This window comes from Rothia sp. HMSC065C12, from assembly GCF_001812085.1.
Classification (GTDB): Bacteria; Actinomycetota; Actinomycetes; order Actinomycetales; family Micrococcaceae; genus Rothia; species Rothia mucilaginosa.
In genome coordinates this window covers 1-5207 of the sequence record NZ_KV807668.1, presented here as the reverse complement: position 1 = coordinate 5207, position 5207 = coordinate 1, and the positions used below count along the sequence as shown (strand labels likewise).

Sequence of the window (5207 nt, the reverse complement as noted above, 5' to 3'; positions counted from 1 at the left end):
CACACGGTTACACCACTATGCGGGACGCTACTGATAAGGCTTTCGATGTGGCACGCAAACTCACCAACGAGCGCCAGCGCCAGGAGCTACTGTTCGCCAGCTACGGGGAGTTGGCGAGGGGCTATGTCTCCTCGCTTTCATCAAAATCGAAACCACCAGCAGGGTCGTTCCCCGTGCGGGTGATTTTGATCGGTCCCGCTGCTGGGTGTAGAACCCTGTCGCTGGCAACGCCGGGAACTATGACTGTGCCCGACGAGAACACGTCACTGCCATAACGCGGCTCACGGTAGACGAACATGGGTCGTTCACTACTACTGGTGGATTTCGGTTTTGGTGGGGATTAACGCCGCCGGCTTCGGTTTTTCCGTTGAGGAGGTCGTTGACTACTTCCCGATGGTGAAATGGGTCGATGGTGAGGTAGAGAGGAACCAGTCACCTGGAAGAGATCGATCCAGTCGTTGGTGTGCAATCTGGGAGGTAGGGTCGCGGGGTCGATTCCTCGCGAGCGCAACCATGATTGTGTTTCTGAACGTGATGAAAACAACCCTGCCCTTCGGAGAATTTCCCCTATCCCGCGTCCCCGGGCAGTGAAAACGGTGTGCACCATCGCCTGAAAGGCTTTGCGTTGCTCTATCGGGATCTTCGGGTCACCCACCCGGCGGATCACTAAGATCCCCCCGTCAACGTTTGGCTGTGGCCGGAAAGCAGACCTTGGTACTCGGGAACCAAGGTGAAACGTGAACCATGGGGACCACTGAGCTGTCATCATCGTGCTTGCACCTACCCCGGCCCGGCGGCGAGCGACTTCCCACTGCATGAGGAGTACAGCGGCAGTCCATGCCGGCGCATGCAACAACTTTCGAAGAATGGCAGTGGTGAGGTGAAAGGGAATGTTTCCCACAATGACGCAGGGAGTGGCGGGTAACGGGAAGTTGAGGAAATCATCATGGACCACTTCGACCGACGCCGAGGCGGTCTTTTTTGTGAGTTTGGCAGCTAGTTTTGCGTCTACCTCAACTGCCGTTATTGCCCTCCCCAAGTGGGCCATCGGGTGAGTGAGGGCACCGCTTCCTGGTCCGATCTCAATGATGGGGCCGGAGGTTTGTTTCACAAGGTCGATGATGGAGTTGATGATCTTGTGGTTGGTGAGAAAATTTTGGCCATGCTCGTGACGGCCGTGTCCGTATGCAGACATCAGGTGTGCTCCTTGGATTTGAAAGGGAGCCGGGCATGACAAATAGCCGCCCGGCTAAAGGACCGGAGCGGTTTTTAACCTACGGGGTAGGAAACCGCCTTAGCGGTTGGTGCGCAACCGCAAGAAAGCGGTACCTGAAATCAACATGGGTCTAATTATATCCATTAAAGGGTTAAGGGTCAAAATGTGTGTCTGGCTCGGCGTGTCGCGGGGGTTAGATTTGGGGCTCTTCATAATTGGGGGTGTAGTTGGGGTCTGAATCCGCCGGTTTCGAGGAGGCAGCGGGTGATGTAGTGGGTGAGGTTACGGAACCCGAGGGCGGAGCCGCGTAGGTGTTCGAGGCGTCCGTTGATGGCTTCGGTAGGGCCATTGGAGGTGTGGGGGTGGTCGAAGTAAGCCAGGATGTCCCCGGCTCGGCGTTTGAGTGTCCTGCCCAGCGTGATGAGCTCGGTCAGACCCCTCGGTACACGCGTGGAGGTCAGGGTGTTGATTTCGGCTTCCATCAGGGCCTTACCCGCGTCCGTGTCGGGCGCGCGGTAGGCGTCGATGATGTTCTGGTAGGCGCTCCAAGTGACCTCGAGCGCGACGTGCTCCTCACCGGAAAACAGGTTGAGTAGTTGGTGCTGCTGGCGTGGCGTGAGCAGGCATGAGCGGGTGTGTAACATCCTGCGGGCCTTGTACAGGGGGTCGGTGGCACGCCCGCGCCGGTGGTGGAGTTCTTGCTGAATGCGTCTGCGACACTCATCCAAGGCGTTGCCAGCCAGGTGCACGACGTGGAAGGGGTCCATGACCGCCCTCGCGCCGGGGAGTTCTTCAGTGGCTGCGCTTTTGAACCCGGTGAATCCATCCATCGCGACGATCTCGATGCGGCTTCGCCACGTGTCGGGGCGGGAGGCCAGCCAGGTTTTGAAGACCTGCTTGGAGCGACCCGGGACCATGTCCAAGAGTCGGGAGGGGCCGCTGCGTTCTCGGATGGGTGTCAAGTCCAAGATAACGGTGACGTATTTGTCTCCGTAGGGGGTGTGGCGCCACACGTGTTCATCCACCCCGATGACACGCACGCCATCGAACCGAGTTGGATCATTGATCAGTAGACGCTGGCCTTCACCCAGGACAGCGGTGTTGGCGGTATTCCAGGACACACCGAGGGCCTGGGAGATACGCGCCACCGTCAAATGATGAACGACCAGCCCAGTGAGCGCCCAGCGCACCGCCGCACGCGAGAGCTTGGCGCGCGGATCGGCCGCTTGGCTCATATCTTGACGCCACACATGGGCGCACTCCTGGCACCGGTAGCGGCGCACGCTCACGTGCAAGATCGTGGGGCGCCACCCGTAAGGCTCGTGCGCCAAGCGCCTGATCACCGTGTCACGCGACTCGCCCTGGCATCCGCAGCGTCGACACCACCGGTCCTCACCAGCAATCCGGCAAGCCAACACTGCATGGTCTGGCCACATGCGCTGGCCCGTCACTTCCAGGCCCAGGTCATCCAGGCGCGTGAACGCGCTCAGGTCAGGGCGATCAAAGATAGTATTGGCCATGTCGAGGTCTTTCAGATGGACGGTGTAGCAATCTCCATCATCGGAAGACCTCGACCCCTACCCGGCCACGACACGCCCAACCCCGCCCACAACACCTACACCCTCAAATGCGAAGAGCCATTAAATCTTCCTTACTATATTCCATTGTTACCCTCCATAACTTCTGATTGTTGCCGTCTTGACGATTATGTATCTTTACATTACCTTCTGAAACATATGGCGCACCTTGTCCAGGCGGTTGTTTGGACGGCGGGGCTGGATGACTGGCTTGCCGACAGCGGCCTGATACCCTTTCAGTTCTGTAAGGCATACGCTCTGCCCGTTGGTGTAAAAGGCCAGATCAGTACGGTATGCCTGTATACAGCGGGCGGGAATCTCGCCAGTAAAGACAACTTCATCCTTTTTTACCTGGACCGTTTCGATGGTGGCACAGTATTTCGGTGCATCATGATAAGCCCTGGAAAGATATTCCCGGGGCGCATAGAGGGTGAAGGAGAGATAAGGTTCCAGCAGTTGCGTCCCTGATTCCTTCAATGCCTGTTCCAATACAATCGGGGCCAATGAGCGGAAGTCCGCCGGCGTGCTGACCGGACTGTAATAAAGCCCGTATTCAAAGCAAATCTTACAGTCCGTTACGTTCCAGCCGAACAAGCCCTGCTCCAGCCCGTAACGGATACCATCCCTGACAGCGTTTTGAAAACTCTGGTTCAAGTATCCCAGCGAAACCCGGCTCTCGTATTGTACACCGGAGCCAAGCGGGAGTGGTGTAACAGACAGTCCGATGGATGCCCAAAACGGGTTGGGCGGCACCTCGATATGGATGGTGTGGCTGGCTGCTTTGAGCGGCCGCTCCATATAAATGACGGTGGGTTCCTTTACCACTGTTTCAAGCTTGTATTTTTCCGACAGCAAAGCGGAAACAACCTCCAACTGCACCCGGCCCAAAAAAGAAAGAATGATCTCATGGGTGATGGAATCCACCTCGCAGCGCAAAAGCGGGTCAGTATCCGCAAGTTGCGTAAGAGCGTCCAGCAGCCGTTCTCTTTGCGCTGCCGTTTTCGGCGCAATCGACGTCCGCAGCATGGGGAGGGGGTCCTCACGCCACCTTTTACGAGGGAGCCGGGTTGGGTCCCCTAATACATCGTTTAACCTCACGCTGTCGCTGGGAAGGATAACAATTTCACCCGGATAAGCGGTGTCTGTCCGAACAATTTCCCCTTTGGATGGAATACGCATCTCTGTGATTTTCAGCTTTTCTCTCCCGGCCAGGGCCACCGTATCCCGCAGGCGCAGCGTTCCGCTGTATAACCGTAGATAGACACGCCGCTGGCCGCAATCGGTGTACTCAACCTTGAAAACGCTGCCGCATAGGGCGGCGCCCCCCTGTTCCCCAATCGGTTGGAACAGCCCTGTCACCGCATCCATCAACGGTTGAATGCCAAGGCCATTTTTGGCGCTGCCATGATAGACTGGGAACAGGGAGGCGTCTTGAACCCGCTGCTGTTCCTCCCGCGCAAGTTTTTCCCGGCTGATTGGTTCTCCTGCGATATACTTTTCCAATAATTCATCGTTATTTTCGATGACCGCATCCCATGCTTCTATGTCGGTATTTTCCTCCAGGACTATTTCCGGGGACAGCGACACCGTCTGCTTGATGATAATATCGGCGGAGAGCTTATCCCGAACAGACTGAACCACGCTCTGCAAATCAACGCCAGCCTGGTCGATCTTGTTGATAAAGATAACGGTGGGAATGTTCATTTTCCGCAGGGCATTGAACAGAATACGGGTCTGGGCCTGCACGCCATCTTTAGCGGAGATCACCAAGATGGCCCCATCTAAAACAGCCAAAGAGCGGTACACCTCCGCCAAAAAATCCATGTGGCCGGGCGTATCCACAATGTTAACTTTACATCTGTGCCACTGGAAGGAAGTGACTGCCGCTTGAATGGTAATCCCACGCTGCCGCTCCAAAAACATGGTGTCCGTCCTCGTTGTCCCTTTTTCGACGCTCCCCGGTTCTGAAATGGCTCCGCTGGCATATAGCAGGCTCTCCGTCAAGGTCGTCTTTCCAGCGTCTACATGGGCAAGAATTCCAATATTGATTATTTTCATGTGATTGTCCTCCCTTTACAGCCCCAAAGGGCATAAAAATCCCCAGCAGTAAAATACTTTTACCACTGGGGATTATAAGTTGCGGACATACACATATACAGCATACACCTGTTTGTGATTGCTGTTTTTGGGGATATGTCAAAATTGATAAGGCAAAAGTATTCTTAAATTGGGTACAAAAAACTAAGCCCCTACAAAAGGAGCTATCATAATCCTTTGTTCCCACTATTTGATTATAGTTTTATTTAAGAATACCTTGCCGCATATTTTTTACTCCTTTTCTGGATTAAATCATTGTATCACATCAGTTTTAGGAAAGCAAGTAGGTCAAGTCCTGTGGAGTGGTGTAATCGTTT

5 protein-coding genes are annotated in these 5207 nt (G+C 55.2%); 1 reads left to right on the top strand and 4 read right to left on the bottom strand.

The genetic code is table 11. The features are described 5' to 3' along the window. The coding region (locus HMPREF2836_RS09340; RefSeq protein WP_246822782.1) for a hypothetical protein at positions 1-275 on the top strand (275 nt) is incomplete at its 5' end. A gap of 65 nt (positions 276-340) precedes the next feature. On the opposite strand, the gene erm is transcribed toward HMPREF2836_RS09340, so the two are convergent. The 4 genes from erm to tet(W) all read right to left on the bottom strand — a co-directional run bounded on the left by erm (position 341) and on the right by tet(W) (position 4851). Further along, positions 341-1195: a 23S ribosomal RNA methyltransferase Erm gene (erm, locus tag HMPREF2836_RS00035; RefSeq protein ID WP_070628950.1), complete on the bottom strand. Its 855-nt coding sequence runs from the start codon at positions 1193-1195 to the stop codon at positions 341-343. Between the two features lie 99 nt (positions 1196-1294). Further along, complete coding sequence (locus HMPREF2836_RS09500; RefSeq protein ID WP_011116968.1) at positions 1295-1342, bottom strand: erythromycin resistance leader peptide; 48 nt, start codon at positions 1340-1342, stop codon at positions 1295-1297. Positions 1343-1425: 83 nt separating this feature from the next. Then, positions 1426-2736, bottom strand: coding sequence for an ISL3 family transposase (locus HMPREF2836_RS00030; protein ID WP_049353248.1), 1311 nt, complete (start codon positions 2734-2736; stop codon positions 1426-1428). 195 nt (positions 2737-2931) lie between these two features. Next, positions 2932-4851 (bottom strand): tetracycline resistance ribosomal protection protein Tet(W), encoded by a 1920-nt coding sequence (tet(W), locus tag HMPREF2836_RS00025; protein WP_070628949.1) that lies wholly within the window; start codon positions 4849-4851, stop codon positions 2932-2934. Positions 4852-5207: the final 356 nt, after the last annotated feature.

Excerpts from the sequence above, each read along its gene's own strand:
- HMPREF2836_RS00030 (WP_049353248.1), bottom strand. The coding sequence starts at position 2,736 with ATGGCCAATACTATCTTTGATCGCCCTGACCTGAGCGCGTTCACGCGC.
- erm (WP_070628950.1), bottom strand. The coding sequence starts at position 1,195 with ATGTCTGCATACGGACACGGCCGTCACGAGCATGGCCAAAATTTTCTC.